Annotated in this window: 11 protein-coding genes and 1 riboswitch; of the genes, 6 read left to right on the forward strand and 5 right to left on the reverse strand. The window is 47.6% G+C overall.

Features of this window, described 5'->3' with window-relative positions; genetic code table 11:
* The first annotated feature begins 81 nt into the window (after positions 1–81).
* Positions 82–735, forward strand: a complete 654-nt coding sequence (locus AR333_RS12795) for a M48 family metallopeptidase (RefSeq protein WP_068775736.1) — start codon at positions 82–84, stop codon at positions 733–735.
* 154 nt (positions 736–889) lie between these two features.
* Here the strand turns inward: AR333_RS12795 and AR333_RS12800 are convergent, their stop codons facing one another.
* Positions 890–1,876 (reverse strand): SMI1/KNR4 family protein, encoded by a 987-nt coding sequence (locus AR333_RS12800; RefSeq protein WP_253735824.1) that lies wholly within the window; start codon positions 1,874–1,876, stop codon positions 890–892.
* A gap of 334 nt (positions 1,877–2,210) precedes the next feature.
* Between AR333_RS12800 and hmpA the strand changes: the two genes are divergently transcribed.
* A complete protein-coding gene (hmpA, locus tag AR333_RS12805) occupies positions 2,211–3,431 on the forward strand; it encodes an NO-inducible flavohemoprotein (RefSeq protein ID WP_068775737.1) in 1,221 nt (406 codons plus the stop codon).
* On the opposite strand, the gene AR333_RS12810 is transcribed toward hmpA, so the two are convergent.
* Positions 3,392–3,919 (reverse strand): Crp/Fnr family transcriptional regulator, encoded by a 528-nt coding sequence (locus tag AR333_RS12810; protein ID WP_068775738.1) that lies wholly within the window; start codon positions 3,917–3,919, stop codon positions 3,392–3,394. The two genes, hmpA and AR333_RS12810, sit on opposite strands and share 40 nt — an antisense overlap.
* A gap of 318 nt (positions 3,920–4,237) precedes the next feature.
* On the opposite strand from AR333_RS12810, the gene AR333_RS12815 reads away from it, so the two are divergent.
* From AR333_RS12815 to AR333_RS12825, 3 genes are all read left to right on the forward strand, one after another.
* Positions 4,238–5,191, forward strand: a complete 954-nt coding sequence (locus AR333_RS12815) for a GNAT family N-acetyltransferase (RefSeq protein ID WP_156430899.1) — start codon at positions 4,238–4,240, stop codon at positions 5,189–5,191.
* Between the two features lie 59 nt (positions 5,192–5,250).
* Positions 5,251–5,961 (forward strand): PIG-L deacetylase family protein, encoded by a 711-nt coding sequence (locus AR333_RS12820; protein WP_068775739.1) that lies wholly within the window; start codon positions 5,251–5,253, stop codon positions 5,959–5,961.
* Between the two features lie 156 nt (positions 5,962–6,117).
* Positions 6,118–7,230, forward strand: coding sequence for a serine hydrolase (locus AR333_RS12825; RefSeq protein ID WP_253735825.1), 1,113 nt, complete (start codon positions 6,118–6,120; stop codon positions 7,228–7,230).
* 92 nt (positions 7,231–7,322) lie between these two features.
* Here AR333_RS12825 and AR333_RS12830 read toward each other — a convergent pair whose 3' ends face one another.
* From AR333_RS12830 to AR333_RS12840, 3 genes are read right to left on the reverse strand one after another with little or no spacing between them, the layout of a single operon-like run.
* A complete protein-coding gene (locus tag AR333_RS12830; protein ID WP_068775741.1) occupies positions 7,323–8,162 on the reverse strand; it encodes a carbohydrate ABC transporter permease in 840 nt (279 codons plus the stop codon).
* Positions 8,163–8,174: 12 nt separating this feature from the next.
* Positions 8,175–9,119 carry a carbohydrate ABC transporter permease gene (locus AR333_RS12835; RefSeq protein ID WP_253735826.1) on the reverse strand — a complete coding sequence of 315 codons (945 nt, stop codon included), beginning with the start codon at positions 9,117–9,119 and terminating at the stop codon, positions 8,175–8,177.
* On the reverse strand, positions 9,116–10,390 hold the full coding sequence (locus tag AR333_RS12840; RefSeq protein WP_068775742.1) for a sugar ABC transporter substrate-binding protein: 1,275 nt from the start codon (positions 10,388–10,390) through the stop codon (positions 9,116–9,118). Before AR333_RS12840 ends, AR333_RS12835 begins: the two co-directional genes overlap by 4 nt.
* 312 nt (positions 10,391–10,702) lie before the next feature.
* A riboswitch (cobalamin riboswitch) is annotated at positions 10,703–10,893 on the forward strand.
* 174 nt (positions 10,894–11,067) lie between these two features.
* Here AR333_RS12840 and AR333_RS12845 point away from each other — a divergent pair.
* Positions 11,068–14,289 carry an S-layer homology domain-containing protein gene (locus tag AR333_RS12845; RefSeq protein ID WP_068775743.1) on the forward strand — a complete coding sequence of 1,074 codons (3,222 nt, stop codon included), beginning with the start codon at positions 11,068–11,070 and terminating at the stop codon, positions 14,287–14,289.
* The last annotated feature ends 25 nt before the right edge of the window (positions 14,290–14,314 follow it).

A 14,314-nucleotide genomic window follows, 5' to 3' on the forward strand; every position in this document is an offset into this window, starting at 1 on the left:
TCTTATACACAGGAGTATGGATAATCATTAGAATCAGATGGAGTCGATCATTCTAAAACAGAGCTGGAGTCGGGGACAGATATGAGAATTGAAATCGAAGATACGAGTATAGAGATGAATATAGAATACGGTAATAGAACGAAGATAGCTATTCACATAGATTCGGTAGGTCTGCTGACAGTTAAAGTTCCAAATGGTACAAGTAAAGAGGTCATCGTAAGCACAGTGCAGCGTCACGGGAAACAGATTTTAAAGAAATTGCAGGGTATTGCGGAGGCCAGGGAAACACCTAAAACGAGAGAATATGAGGATAAAGGAAAATTTCTTTATTTAGGGAAAGAATATTTTCTTCATGAGCTGATCGATACGGGTGAGTTAAGTGAAGATGAACTTAAAAAAAATCTTAAGAAGTTTTATTATACAAGCTGCAAGAACATCGTAGAGAAACGAATCCATCAGTATCAAGGGCTTCTGAAAGTGAAGCCTAAATCGATTGAGGTGATAGATTCCAAAACCAAGTGGGGAAGCTGCAGTTCGGGCAAAAAGGTGTGTTTTAATTACCGTTTGGCGATGGCCCCTCTTGAAGTGATCGATTATGTGGTCATTCATGAATTATGCCACCTGATTCATATGAATCATGATCGCTCATTTTGGAGACGCGTGGGAAGTATTATGCCTGATTATAAAGAGAAAGAGGTTTACCTGGCTAGACATGGGCAATTTATGACACTTTAAGGGACTGTCTCAAAAGCCCTCTGAATTTAATACGAAACGCTGAAATTAAGCCGAAATAGCCAAACGGGACGACGCAGAGAAATTTCCATCCAGAATGGCAAAAGAAGTCTGCAAGACCTTTTTTGCCATTCTGGATCAGGCTGTACATGCTCTTTTACCTGGTGATCGAATAGACCGTACCACACAATCTGCCTGTTATCCGGAAAACATCTCCTACCGAGACAGCAGCAACAGGCGCTTCACGGATCAGAATTTCCTGCTGCAGGGCTTCAACATACAGGGGGAAATTCTTTTCTCCGTTATTGAATTGAAATAATCTTGTAACCTGCCCGATGACAACATGTTCGGATCGTTCCCCAATAAGTTTCACAGGTTCATTGGAATTGGATTGTTTCGTTCCTTCGATTTTCTCGACTGCTAAAGGACTATAGTTAACATGCTTCATATACAAAGAAATGATGAGGTTATCGTTTATTTGCGTTAGCTCGGAATAACCGCCTTCGCGGGCAAAATCATTCGGGCAGAAGAATTCAAACTGAAAGCGATAGTCGGTATGAGCGTGTATGACTTCTAAATCTCTTACATTTCCGCCTAGTTTTATGTTTGTTATCGAGCATTCAAACTTATCATTCTGTTCCAAATAGGCTGACTGTTCCACAATTTTGCGATCCAACCATTCCAGATAATGCTCTTCAAATGAAGGACTGATTTCATAGGCTCCTTGTCCGCTGCAAGTATCTATATAGAATATTTTCCCGGCATGTTCACCGCTTACGATAAGAACCTTATAGTACCCGCAGCCATCGTGGTATAAAGTTACGGTGCCTTGCAGAGCTTTCAATACGAGACGTTCATATTCTTCATCTGTAACATCATCATCGATGGCATCCAAGGTATTGTCAAAGCACTTATTGCAGTTGTCCAAACTAAAAGGAAGACTTCTATAGTTATAATCAGTCTCACCGGGCATACAAGATTCCAGACAGTCATTAGCATTCGTTAAGGATAGAGGGAAGGGCTTGGTGCCTGCGGCGCCATTGCCTATGTGGAGAAGGAAGTCCTTATAGCCGGAAGGCAGAATAATGCCGGCTTGCGATTCGAACTGATTCACTTGTTTCTCGGACAGCGCCGGATTCAGCACATAAGGACAATCTCCTTGGAAAAGTTCCCTATACTGCTCCAGCAAGGCAGTTACTTTCAGAATAAATTCGTTTGCTGCAGGGGCTGGTTTTGTTGTGAAAAGTCGTTTGAATTTAGCTATTGATTTTTTTATGTCGAACACCTCACTGAAGAATTTCGCTGTACGAGCATCTTACCATATTCTTCCGAGCGGGGACGATGGCTTTTTCAAGATGGAATGATCTAGTCACAAACTATTGCCTTTTGGTGTGATTGTAATCACTCAGAGCCAATTTGGGGACCTCTATACTTGATTTGTAGGATCTATTCTGCTTGTCGAAAGGGGAAAACCAACCATGCTAAGTGAAAAAACGATCGCTATTATAAAATCGACAGTACCCGTATTAGAAATTCATGGGGAAGCCATTACAAGGCGTTTTTATAACCTTCTGTTTGCTAATCATCCCGAATTGCTGAATGTATTCAATCATGCCAACCAACTGCAGGGCAGACAACAGGCAGCCCTTGCCAATGCGGTTTATGCCGCCGCTGCTCATATTGATCATTTAGAGGCAATTCTTCCTGCCGTTAAGCAAATTGCCCATAAACACCGCAGTCTGGGTATTAAACCGGAAAGTTATCCGATTGTCGGAGAAAACTTACTTGCTGCTATTAAGGATGTTCTGGGTGATTCCGCTACGGAAGAAATTTTGCGAGCGTGGGAAGAGGCTTACGGAGTGATCGCAGCGGCTTTTATCGGCGTTGAGTCAGATCTTTATCAGGAATCCGCACAGCAACCCGGTGGATGGAGTGATTATCGTGCTTTTCTGATTGACCGGAAGGTACAGGAAAGCGATGTAATTACGTCCTTTTATCTCGTTCCACAAGACGGGAAGGCGATTGCAACCTTTGAACCGGGACAATACGTCAGTGTCCGGATGAACATTCCAGGGGAACCCTATACACATATTCGGCAGTACAGTCTCTCTGATGCTCCTGGTAAACCTTACTATCGGATTTCTGTAAAAAGAGAGGATGGGCAGGGAACGGTTCCCGCCGGCAAACTATCGGTTTACCTGCATGACAAAATGCAGGAAGGAGATACTGTCTGGTTGTCTGCGCCAGCCGGTGATTTTACTCTCAGGCAAAATGATGAAAGACCCGTCGTATTAATTAGCGGAGGTGTAGGACTGACGCCGATGTTAAGTATGCTGAATACACTTGTCGAATCAGAGCGCCCAAGGCACATTACGTTCATTCATGCGGCACAGAACGGTACCCTCCATGCAATGAAGGAACATGTAAACAGTCTTTGTAGAGCATATCCGATGTTGTCTGTATTCTATTGTTATGAGAAGCCGACTAGTGAAGATATAGAATCAAACGCATTTGCCAAAGAAGGCTATATAGACTCCGCTTGGCTGAAAACAGTAATTCCCACGGCCGATGCAAACTTTTATTTCTGCGGACCGCGGCCTTTTATGAAAACCGTGCATCATGCCCTTCGTTCCATGAATGTAGCGGCGTCGGATGCCCATTATGAATTTTTCGGTCCAGCCGGAAGTCTTGAGGATTGAGAACGAAGAATCCGGTTTACGGTTTCGCGCCGGAGGCCGACTAACTGGCCGATCTCATCTTGGGTGAGCACATCTGTCAATAAAGCGGGAAAGATCAGCTTCTCAAGCCACTGCTGCAGCTTCATTATTTTGTCCAAGGGAGTAATTTGCGTTAACTGGTCGATCCGCTGCTGCATCATACGCAGCTTGTCCTGTAGCAGAAGAGCAATTTCCCGGGATTTCTCCGGATCCTGCCCTACCGCCTGGTACCACTCATTAGGAGGAATAACATCGATCTCGCATGTTACCAGGGCAATGGCTGTTCCATGATAAGCATTTGGACTTACGAGAGAGTGATGAGGAATGATTTCGTCAGAGACAATTATATTCATAAGAAAAGGATTGCCATCTTCGTGAACCCGGACAATTTTAAGTAAACCTTTCCTGACATGATAGAGCGGTCCGCTTTCTCCTTGGCGGAACAACGTTTCGCCCTTATGCAGCAACATGGCTAACACCTCGGTAATATGGTTTTTTCTGAAAATTACGTGACACTGGCAGTGTAATCGTATCAAATGAAGGACCGGGAAGCAATTTGCAGGAAGACAACCTGTACATGGGTTCCCGGTCCTTTTCGAATTTTACAAGGTAGATAGAGCTGTATGTTTTTGTTTAAAAGGCGTGAAATAAAATATTATATTTTAAGAAAAGCATGAAATAATATTTCATGTTTTTTTATTTTGACGTATAATAGGAAGAGGCCGTTTTAAAAAAAGCTAGATTGTAATCGTTTCCAATACAACTAATGACAAGCGGGGTGACCTGAAATGAACACGATTGAATACAGGCATTACATGCCGGGCGATGAGCAGGAACTTGTATCTCTTTGGAATGTATGCCTGAGTCAAGACCCGATTACTGAGGTGCGATTTCGCAAGCTGGTGCTGCTTGACCCTAACTTTGATCCGCAGGGAATGCGGATTGCGGCTATAGGTGACACCATAGTGGGCTGCTTCTACGCAATCCGGAGACTGCTTCCGATGATAGGCACAGAACTGGAGCCGGACAAAGGCTGGATTCCTTTCTTCTTCGTCCATCCTGAGTTTGGCAGACAAGGAATAGCTGCGAGGTTATTGGCGGATGCGGAAGATTACCTCCGGCAGCATAACCGGGAGAAGATGTACTTCTCAGGCTATGCACCTAACTATATTGTGCCGGGAATCGATCCCGAGGCCTATTCTTCGGGTGCAGCCTTTCTCCAAAAGTCCGCATTCGGACGCTTATATACCGCTGTTGCGATGGATTATTCGCTTGTGGGCTTCGAATATCCCAAGGAAATACGCAGCCTTAAGCAGCAGCGCATCAGCGAAGGGTATTCCTTCTCGGCGCTGACAGACCGCGATCTCGTAGAGTTGATCGAATTTACAACGAAAGAATTTAATCCTGATTGGGGACGCGCTATCCGCGAGGGGCTCCTTCAGAGCTTAAGCATGTCTCAGATTCTGATAGCCAAACAGAATGATAAAATAGTGGGTTTCTGCCTGCACGGTGCTTATGAAGGTGTCCGAGAACGCTTTGGTCCGTTTGGGGTCGATGAAAGCCAGCGCGGTAAAGGCATAGGCAAGATTTTATTGTACGATTGTCTTCATAACATGAGGGCTCAGGGGCTGCATGGAGCCTGGTTCCTGTGGACAGGGGAGCAAAGTCCGGCCGGACAGCTGTACAAAAAAGTCGGATTCAGCGTGACGCGCAGTTTTGATGTTGTCTGCAAGACGCTGTAACGGCAAACATGCACGAATCCTAACTACCCTAAATGAAGCTGAGACAGGAGAGAACAACTATGAATGATACCAATCAGAAGCAGCATATTCTGGCAATCGGAGCACACGCAGGAGATCAGGAGCTGACAGCCGGGGCCGTCCTGGCCAAGTATGTGATGAATGGACATAAGGCGACACTTCTTCATTTGACGCCCGGAGAAAAAGGCCATAAAATTCTGTCCGCAGAAGATTATGCGAAGCAAAAAATCGAAGAAGCGCACACATTCGGAGATACGATCGGCGCCGATGTCCGCTTCCTGGATTACAAAGATGCAGAACTGCCGCTCGACGAAACCGTCAAGTATCAGGTTGCCGATATTATCCGGGAGCTGAAGCCAAGCATCGTGATTACCCATTGGTCGAGAAGCATGCACAAAGACCATGAGAATACGCATCATATTGTACAGGATGCCCGCCTGTATGCAGCGTTAGAGGCTATCAAACGCGATCTGCCCAACCACCGGATTAAGCAGCTTTACTATTCCGAGAACTGGGAAGACATGTACGGGTTTAATCCGGAGGTCTTCATTGATATACCGGAGGATGCTTTTGAGAAATGGATCGCCGGCCTGAACTGTTACGCATTTGCCAGAGGCGAGACCGGCTTCCCTTATATCGACTATTATAAAGCGCTTACGGTCGTACGCGGAGTGGTCAACGGGTTCAAACGCGCTCAGGCTTTTGCCGTAGGTCCGGCGGGCGTGCATCAGCGCCTGCAATATTTTAACTAACAGGCCATCAGATCCTCTAACCGCAGACTAAAGGCCTGTTGCACAGAAGACATAGAGCATATCCTGAGCTAACAAAGACCAGCTTGACAACTGGTCTTCTTTCTCATACGATCTGAGCTGTTGGTGTGTGATAGACAAAAGAAGGAGTTGATGACCGTGGAATTGGATATGCTTTGCACCAAGATGAATCTTGACGCGGTACGTATCCGCAGCGCACTTCAATTGTTAGACAAAGAAGTGGAAGAAGGCAATATACCGGGGGCTGTTATAGCAATAGGCAGGCAGGGACATCTGCTGGAATACGTTACAGGGAAGGCCATGGATAATCAGGTCAGCAAACACGGTGATCTGCCGGCCGCTGCAGATACTTTATACGATACGGCCTCTCTCACGAAAGTTGTGGTTACGCTTCCACTGATCCTTTTTCTCCTGGAAGAAGGAAAGCTGCGGCTGGATGACAAGCTGAGTCTGTTCTTTGAAGAATTCAAAGAAGGGGTCAAAGCGGATATAAACGTGCGGCACCTATTGACCCATACGGCGGGTTTCGTTTCGGCTCCGGATATGTACTCTCACGGATGGACGCGGGAGGAGATCATTCAATTTGTGCTCCGGCAGCAGCCGGTAACAGCTCCGGGAACTAAGGTCGAATACAGTGATGTGGGATATATCATCCTTGGTCACCTGATCGAACGGTTATTCGGGCAGCCGCTTGAACAGCTCGCTTACTCCAGGATATTCTCGCCTCTAGGTATGACGGATTCGATGTTCTGTCCTCCGGAGGAGATCCGGGATCGCATTGCGGCTACCGAACATTATGCTAACGAGGATGAGCCGCGCTGGGGCGTTGTGCACGATGAGAATGCTTATGTTATGGGGGGAATCGGCGGGCATGCCGGGTTATTCTCAACCGCCCGTGATCTTCACCGCTATGCACAGCTGTGGCTGGAGGACGGAGTTTTTGATGGGCACAGGCTGCTCTCCAAGGCTTCGTTAAGAGCATCAATTTACAATTTAACTCCAGGTACCCTAGGTGGAAGCAGGGGACTCGGCTGGGCACTTAAGGGAGATAAGCTGGATGCTTCTGGCGATCTTCTTTCTGCGGCAACTTATGGCCATACCGGCTATACGGGTACCAGCCTTTATGTCGATCCTGAATCCAAACTGACCATCGTACTGCTGACGAACCGGGTGCATTACGGCAGAACCAAATCCGTTGTCCGTCTTCGGGCACTTATACATAATTGTATAGCGAGTGCCGTATTAGACTAACGGCCGCTGCATCGAAGGATTACAATAAAACAACCTCCTGACAAGTCTCAGGAGGTTGTTTTACAGTTTTAGAAGAAACATTTCCCGTTTTATTATCCTTTGGTGCCGGTCATCGCAATCCCTTCAATAAAGTAGCGCTGGAAGAAGATGAACATGAGAATCATCGGCAGGGTAGCCAGAAGTGCGCCGGCCATGAGAAGCGGATAGTCGGTCCCGTACTGGCCTTGGAACGTAGCGATTCCTACGGGCAGCACACGCATACTGTCCGAACTGGTCATAATCAGAGGAAAGAAGAAATCGTTCCATGCCGCAAGAATCGTAAAGATGGCAAGTGCGACTAAAGCTGGCTTAGAGAGCGGCAGATAAATCCGCCAGTAGATACCGAATAAGCTGCAGCCGTCGATTTTGGCCGCCTCATCCAAATCTTTGGGCAGTCCCATAAAGAACTGTCTCAGCAGGAAAGTGCCGAATGCGCTGAAAATCCCCGGTACGATCAAGGCATAGAAGGTATCCAGCCATCTGAACTGCTGCATCAGAATGAAGTTAGGAATGAGCACGACCTGCGAAGGGACCATGAGTACGCTCAGAATGGCAAAGAACAGGATGTTCTTACCCGGAAAGCGAAGACGGGCGAATGCAAAGGCCGCCAGTGAGCACAAGATCAGCTGGCCTGCGGTCCTGCCGGTGGTGACAAGGATAGAGTTCAGGTAGTACCGCCCGAAGTTATTTTTACTCCACACTTTGGTGAAGTTTTCGAACTGCCATGTGCCGGGAAATATTTCCGGTGGAACTTTTAAAGATTCCGGCAGTGTTTTGAGCGAAGTCAGCACCATCCATAAGAATGGGAGAATCATAACCGCGGACCCTAGAATAAGCAGAATATGAACGGCCGCATGGCTGGATTTTACTTTTGCACGGGTAGTAGGGGTCACAGGTATGCCTCCTTATTCGTAATGAACCCATTTTTTCTGAAAATACATCTGGACAAGCGTAATGGTCATCAGTACGACGGAAAGTACCCATGCCTGAGCAGAAGCATAGCCCAAATGGAAAAACTTGAAACCCTGTTCCCATATACTGAAAACGGCGGTGCGTGTATAAGTCAGCATGGATTGGTCTTTGCCCATCATCATGTAGATCAGATCAAAAACCTGAAGCGAATTAATAAATGAAATGATGAGAACGAAGAACAGACTGGGAGAAAGCAGCGGAACCGTAATATGTATGAATTTACGCCAGCTTCCGGCGCCGTCCAGGGATGAGGCTTCATAATATGTTCTTGAAATTCCTTGCAGACCCGAGAGCAGAATAATCGCATTATACCCGATGCCCGACCACACACTGACCAGAATAATGCTAAAAAGAGCGAGTTTGGGATCGAACAGCCAGTTAGGCTGCGGTAAATGAAAGAAGCCCAATAGTTGATTGAAGAGCCCGAAATCCGAGTTATAGAGCCAGCGCCAGACCATACCGATGGCAACCGGCATCGTGACGACAGGGATAAAGAATAACGTCCGATAAATGGGCAGGCCGCGGATCGGCTGGTTAAGCAGAACGGCCACAATTGTCGCACAGACTATGGATAGGGGTACGGAGCCGATTGTAAACAAGAAAGTATTCCACATGGACCGCAGGAAGTCTTCATCCTTTACTAGCGCTGCAAAGTTATCTAAACCGACAAAGCTTGCCCTGGAGAGACCGTCCCAGTCAAAGAACGACAGCACCAGAGAACCGATTGCGGGCACCATGTAGAAGATAGCCAGACCGAGTACGACGGGCGATATAAAAACATAAGCCCATAGAGCTTCTTGTTTGGACATGCTGAAACGTCTTGATTTCGGTAGTGTTTTGGGTTTCATCTTGGTGTCCGGGCCGGTTGCTTGCCTCATTTCGCCACCTCCTTTTCCTTATCCAGAAGGGTGTTCATTTTCTCAGCGATTTTGTCCGTAGCAGCTTCAATAGATTTCATGCCCCGCATGGCTTCCTGTATTTCTTTGGTTTCAACGCTTTGCCATTCCGCAGTATATTTGGAAATAGGATAGGGAGCTGCAAACTCAATACTGTCTACAAACACTTTGAGATTTAAAGATGGAATGGATTTTAACCATTCTTCCTGGGCGCCTTCATAGGCTGGAATACTGAAACCGGATTGGGCCAATTTCATGGAGCCTTCCTCGCCGGCCAGTGTTGTAATGAGATCCCAGGCGGCTTTCTCGTGTGCGGTATTCTCATTAATGGCCCAGCTTAAGCCGTGGACAATACCGGCTTTCTCTTTTCCTTTCGGAAGCGGAGCGATTCCGAGTTTATCCCCGAGCATCTGATGCAATTCCGGCGCTTTAACTGATATAGCCTGTGTCATCGCGGCTTTGCCGGAACCGAACATTTCGACATGTCCTGTCTCCAGCTGCTGGCGGGCATCCGGCGAAATTCTTTCGTCCATAAGCTGTTTCATCCACTTCAAGCCCGCTTGGGATTCAGGAAGATTGAACCCGGATTTGCTTTTGTCTTCATTAATAACATAGCCGCCAGCCTGGTGAATAACGTTATAATATCCGTCCTGATTGGAAATCGGCGCAATAAATCCATAAATTCCTTTATCTTGCTGAGTTAAATCAACCGCGGTTGCTTTCAGTTTATCCCAATCCCAGGTTTCGTCCGGATAAGGAATACCAGCCTGATCGAAAATCTCTTTATTATAAAAGAGACCGACATTATCCAGGAAATAGGGGAGTCCGTACAGTTTATTGTCATACGAATACATATCGGTTAATGTTTGTGTGTAATTATCTTTACTAAGCCCGTCGGCTTCCATAAAAGGACCGAGGTCTTTCAATAAATTAGCGCTTACATATTGATAGAAATTCGGCCCGTTCATCCAGAAAACATCGGGTCCGCTTTTACCGGCCAAGCTCGTTCTAAGCTTACTCCAATAGTCGGTAAACGGCGTATACGTCACTTTGACTTGGACATTGGGGTGTTCTTTCTTGTACCGGATTAAGGCTTCATTCACGACTTCGGACAGATTCTCGTCCCAAAGCGCGAGATCAAGCGTAATTTTACCGGATTCATTGGGATCAGCTTCAGAACTGCAGCCGGCTAATGGCAGTAAGATCAAATGGGCGGACAACAGGAACGTTACAGCCCGTTTGTATGGGATCATATGTGTTCCCCCTTCTGGATGGATGTGATGGTTGAAACTGTTCAATAAATGAATTTTTAGCAAAAAAATTCATCAAAAATATAAATTTAGAATATTTAAACCAAAACATACAAAATGAAACGCTTACATTAAATAAAATATGCCATTCTATCAAAAAAATCGGATTTCAGCAGAGACTTGGAGTATGAAGATTCTAGAGAGAAGAAGCCACGATAGGGGGGAATTATTTGAACAATTAGCTCAGCATTAAAAAAAGCATAGACAAAGTGATAGACAGGCAGTATCATAAAGTCGATTTGAGTAACCAATAATTTCATATTCGTAAGAACGGGTGCAAGCATAAGTATGCTTGCTTAAAAGGGAAGTCCGGTGAGAATCCGGCACGGTCCCGCCACTGTAAATGATGAGCGACTCAACCGAGGCCACTGTGCGTCCAGCATGGGAAGGCAATGAGAAGCGATGACTCATAAGTCAGGAGACCTGCCCGCTCTAGTGAGCTTCGAATCCTTCGGGGAGTGGGGATTTGAAGCACAACGCTGCGCAGTGTACAGGCGATTCTTTATGCAATCGTGCCTTACGGGCGCAGAATCTATTGAACGCATGCAGCCAGCCACCTTCCCAAGGTGGCTTTTCTTATTCACTCTCCACTATACATAGAAAGGGCAGTGAGGAGAACTTTGAGTAAACTTGTCAGGAACAAAAGACTTGTAGCCATTTGGATGACCGTCATGATGGTGTTGTCCCTAGCGGGAATACCTGTTAACGGAGAGGGCCGTGCATACGCCGATGCCGCTTCCGGGACATCCGTTACAGTATCGGTATATGAGGCGGTATATGAGGCCGGGAATCAGATTATTCGGGGCGGCGTGGACAGCGACTGGGAAGCGATGGGGCTTGGACGTGCAGGCCGCGAGATTCCAGCCAGTTATGTGTCCAAATTAACCGATCAGGTTACAAAGGCAAACGGAACTTACAGCAGAGTGACGGATTATGCGCGCACCTCTCTGGCCATAACCGGAATAGGACTTCGCGCTACGGAATTTGCCGGTTATAACCTTATTGAGAAAATTTATACCAGTACGAACATGACCAATCAAGGGAATAACGGGCCGATCTACTCACTCCTTGCCTTGGATGCAGGCCAATATACAATTCCGGCCGGAGCAGCCTGGGATCGGGAGAAATTAGTTAATGAAATTGTGTCCAAACAAAATGCGGATGGCGGTTACGGCCTTGGCGCAGGCAAAAGTGACCCGGATATGACCGCAGTGGCTCTGACCGCGCTTTCCCGTTATACGGATAAGGCGGAAGTGAAAACAGCCGGTGACCGTGCGGTAGAATGGCTGGCTGTCAATCAGAATGCCAAAGGCGGGTATGCTTCCTGGGGGACGGAGAACAGCGAAAGCGTATCGCAAGCTATTATCGGTCTCACTTCTTACGGGATAGACCCGACAAGCGACCGATTTAAGAAGAACGGCATTAGCCTGCTGGATAACCTGATATCCTATCGTCAATCCGATGGCGGATTTGCCCACACTCTTTCGGGTAAAACCAATGGCATGGCGACCGAGCAAGCCTACATGGCCTTGATTGCTTATGATTTATTTACCAAAGGAGAAGGCGGATTCTACACTTTTGTTCCTGCATCTTCACCCGAACCTGAACCGGCAACTCCGGTTCAGGCTCACATTCAAGTAGAAGGGCCTCAAGGGACGATTGCCGGAGGCGAGACGGAGGCCCTTACGGCACTGGAAGGGCTCGAGAATGTACTGACCGCCGATCAGATTCCTTATGTGGTAGATAATACCGCTTACGGGCCTTATTTAAGCTCGGTTAGCGGAATAAATGCAGGGCAGTACGGCGGCTGGGATGGCTGGATGTTTGCTGTTCAAAGAGGAAGCGGCTGGATCTATCCGAGTGTAGGTATGTCGGAATTCAGTCTTGAGGAAGCCGACAAAGTCGTCGTTTATTACGGAGATTCCGACACTCAATTCATCCACTCCGTACAAAGTAATCCTGCCGTTCCGCAGGAGAATCAGTCCTTTACCTTACAAGTTTCTAAAGAAACCCTTAACTGGGTGAGCGGACAAGTAGATATTACTCCTGCAGCGAATGTTGTTGTAACCGTCGGAGGAACTTCCGTCACCACGGACGCGCAGGGAAATGCGGCTTTCGCGGCTGGACTGGCAGCAGGCTCATATGACGGTACGGTTACGGCATACAGGGCTAACCAAAGCCCTGCTGTAGTCGCCGGTAAGTTTAAGCTGACCGTAACAGAGAACCCGGTTACGCCTCCGGTCGGTGGCGGCAACAGCGGCAACAGCGGCGGAGGCGGAGGTGGAACGCCAGTTCCATCCGTTGTGTCGGTCACGTTATCGGTAACGGGCGACAGTGGCACAGGTACCATTCTGCCGTCTCAAACGGTTGAATTATTGGCCAATGATCACGTTTCGGATGTGCTGCTGCGTCAAATCGGCAGTCTGGTTCAATATGTAGGCTCAGGACCGACTTTCTATGTCCAGGCCATCGACGGGCTTGGTGAATTTGACCGTGGTCCTTTAAGCGGCTGGATGTACTCAGTAAATGGTACATTCCCGCAAGTAAGTGCGGGCGATTATCCATTATCGAGCGGCGATGTTATCGCCTGGAGGTACACGACCGATGGAGGGAAGGATATCGGCGCGGGAGACTGGACGAGTAAACCTCCGGCTGGAGGCGGAGGCGGTGCGCCAGGTGGAGCATCGGTTCCTTCAGAAATGACGGATATCTCCAAGCAAATCGACGCGGTCGGGCTGTCTCCCGACAACAAACAGCCAATCGGTCAAGTACGCCAGGCCGCATCCGTCCAGAATGCTTCGCAAATGATGAGCCCGGCTTCCGCTGAGCAGCTGCGTAAGGAATTGGCAGTGAACAAAGTAAATTTAAGTCAACAAATGTCAGCTTCAGGACAGGCGACGATGTCAGATCAGGCAGGGGAGATTTCTCTGCTCGTTCCTTCCGGTTCATTAGCAACTACGCTTACACTGACGGCGCAGAAGATAGAGTCCAGCCGTCCAGAACTTCTATCGGGATTGTACGAATTCGGTCCCGCCAATACCCGATTTGAAAGTCCGGTTTACTTGTCTATCAAAGTGCCGGTCCACGAAGCTAATGTGAACCAGCTGGCGCTTGTATGGCTGGACGAAGTGGCAAATCAGTGGATCCCGGTACCCGCCGTTGTAGATGCCCGTACTGGGATCGTTACAGGCAAAGTAGCTCATTTTACGAAATTTGCCGTCATTGATCGCAGTAAACTCGCTGTTGCACCGACAACCCCGGAAAATCCGGTTACCGAACCTGCGAATAAATATTCAGACGACGCGCAAATATCATCTTGGGCCAGGTCGCATGTATACCAGGCCAGACAACTCAAACTGATGGATGGAGTCGCTGATGATGTTTTTGCTCCGCAGGAATCCATGACGCGGGCGCAGCTGGCGGCGATTCTTGTCAGACTGTTGAAAGATGCTGGCACAAGTAAACTTCCGGCCGCATCAAACAATGTTACATCGTTTCTAGATGTAAGTCCGGGGAGCTGGTATGCGGACATCATTAAGCAGGCGAACGAAATGGGCATCGTCCAAGGTGTTACGGATACCTTATTTATGCCGGATGCGCCAGTAAACCGACAAGATATGGCCATTATGATTGCTAGAGCGTATGGATTGCAGGATCAAGCCTCCAAGGCAGCGTTTGCCGATGAAACGGAGATTCGTTCCGATGCGGCGTCCTCCGTAAATGCCGTAGCGGCAGCCGGTATCATGGAAGGGTACAATGACCGTTTCTATCCGGAAGGTACGGTAAACCGTGAGATGGCGGCGGTTGTTGCTGTCAGACTTTATGAGAAGGCATTGAAATAACAAGAATACGATGAAGGAACGGCGG

Origin of the sequence: Paenibacillus sp. FJAT-26967 (assembly GCF_001541095.1) — a bacterium.
In the GTDB taxonomy this organism is placed as follows: domain Bacteria; phylum Bacillota; class Bacilli; order Paenibacillales; family NBRC-103111; genus Paenibacillus_F.

What these genes read in the sequence shown, in the direction of transcription:
- AR333_RS12795 (WP_068775736.1), top strand. Translation starts at nt 82, where the DNA reads ATGAGAATTGAAATCGAAGATACGAGTATAGAGATGAATATAGAATAC.
- hmpA (WP_068775737.1), top strand. Translation starts at nt 2,211, where the DNA reads ATGCTAAGTGAAAAAACGATCGCTATTATAAAATCGACAGTACCCGTA.
- AR333_RS12810 (WP_068775738.1), bottom strand. Translation starts at nt 3,919, where the DNA reads ATGTTGCTGCATAAGGGCGAAACGTTGTTCCGCCAAGGAGAAAGCGGA.
- AR333_RS12815 (WP_156430899.1), top strand. Translation starts at nt 4,238, where the DNA reads ATGAACACGATTGAATACAGGCATTACATGCCGGGCGATGAGCAGGAA.
- AR333_RS12820 (WP_068775739.1), top strand. Translation starts at nt 5,251, where the DNA reads ATGAATGATACCAATCAGAAGCAGCATATTCTGGCAATCGGAGCACAC.
- AR333_RS12835 (WP_253735826.1), bottom strand. Translation starts at nt 9,119, where the DNA reads ATGAGGCAAGCAACCGGCCCGGACACCAAGATGAAACCCAAAACACTA.
- AR333_RS12840 (WP_068775742.1), bottom strand. Translation starts at nt 10,390, where the DNA reads ATGATCCCATACAAACGGGCTGTAACGTTCCTGTTGTCCGCCCATTTG.